The 1,417-nt window shown below is 64.4% G+C and carries 1 protein-coding gene; it reads right to left on the bottom strand.

Annotated elements, in window-relative coordinates:
* Window positions 1–47: 47 nt before the first annotated feature.
* Window positions 48–1,295 (bottom strand): IS256 family transposase, encoded by a 1,248-nt coding sequence (locus tag G5S38_RS15455; protein ID WP_165070538.1) that lies wholly within the window; start codon window positions 1,293–1,295, stop codon window positions 48–50.
* Between the last annotated feature and the right edge of the window lie 122 nt (window positions 1,296–1,417).

Below are 1,417 nucleotides of genomic sequence, written 5' to 3'. Positions count from 1 at the left end.
GGTCAAGTCCCTGGTGGTGGTGTAGCGGTTGGTGATCTTTCTGTTTGCTAGGCGCTGAGCTCGAGAGTGGTTTCGGTGGTCGCCTCCGTCCTGGTCTCGGTGATGAGTGTGAGACGGCTTTTGGTGAGGATGTCGAGGCCGAGGTAGCGGCGTCCTTCAGCCCATTCATCGGTCTGTTCGGCGAGGACGGCTCCGACGAGCCGGATGATCGCGTCCCGGTTGGGGAAAATCCCGACACTGTCGGTGCGGCGGCGGATCTCCCTGTTGAGTCGCTCGTTAGGGTTGTTGGACCAGACTTGCTGCCAGAGGCTTTCGGGAAAACCGGTGAACGCGAGGATGTCCGCCCGGGCAGTATCGAGGTGCTCGTGGGCGTCGGGGAGTTTGTCCTCGACGTAATCCAGGAGCCGGTCGAACTGGGCGTGCACGGAGCCCGCATCAGGCTGGTCGTAGACCGAGTGGAGCATCGCTTTCACGGCCGGCCACATGGTTTTCGGGGTCGCGGACATCAGATTCGCTGCGTAGTGGGTGCGGCATCTCTGCCACACAGCTCCGGGCAGATTCGCCGCTATTGCTTCCACCAGGCCGTGGTGGGCGTCGGAGGTGATGAGGCGGACGCCGGTCAGGCCGCGGGCGATGAGGTCCGCGAAGAAGCTGTTCCACGCAGCCCCGGTCTCGCTGGTAGCCACGCGTAGGCCCAAGACTTCCCGGCGCCCGTCGGCGTTGACGCCGGTCGCGACGAGGACGACAGCGTTGATGACCCGCCCTCCTTCACGCACTTTCATCGTCAACGCGTCCGCGGCGACGAACGTGAACGGGCCGGCCTCACCCAGGGGCCGGTGGCGGAACTCGTTGACGTGCTCATCGAGCTCCGCTGCCATGCGGGAGACCTGGGACTTCGAGAGGGAATTGATGCCCAAGGTCTTCACGAGTTTGTCCATCCGTCGGGTACTGACCCCGGCGAGGTAGCAGTCCGCGACCACCGTGATCAGCGCCGTTTCGGCGCGTTTGCGGCGCTCGAGCAGCCAGTCGGGAAAGTAGGTGCCGGTGCGCAGCTTCGGGACTGCCACGTCGATCGTCCCGATGCGGGTGTCCAAGTCACGGTGCCGGTACCCATTGCGCTGGGCGACACGCTCCGGTGAGGGCTTACCCCACTCGGCGCCGGCCACGGCGTCGGCGTCCGCCGACAAGAGGGCGTTGATCATGGTTTGCAGCAGCTGACGCATCAGATCCGGGGAGGCCTCGCCGAGGGCTTCAGTCAGGAGGCGGGCAGGGTCGACAATATGGGGAGCGGTCATCGTGATGATGCCTTTCGAGTGGGATGTGAGAGTTTCCTCGAAGGATCACGCGGTGGCCGCCTTCATGTCCATCAGTACGACGAACCCGGCAACCGCGCTACACCACTATGCGGGACGCAACT

The organism is Marisediminicola senii (assembly GCF_011057645.1).
GTDB lineage: Bacteria > Actinomycetota > Actinomycetes > Actinomycetales > Microbacteriaceae > Marisediminicola > Marisediminicola senii.
This window is presented reverse-complemented; position numbering and strand designations above follow the sequence as displayed.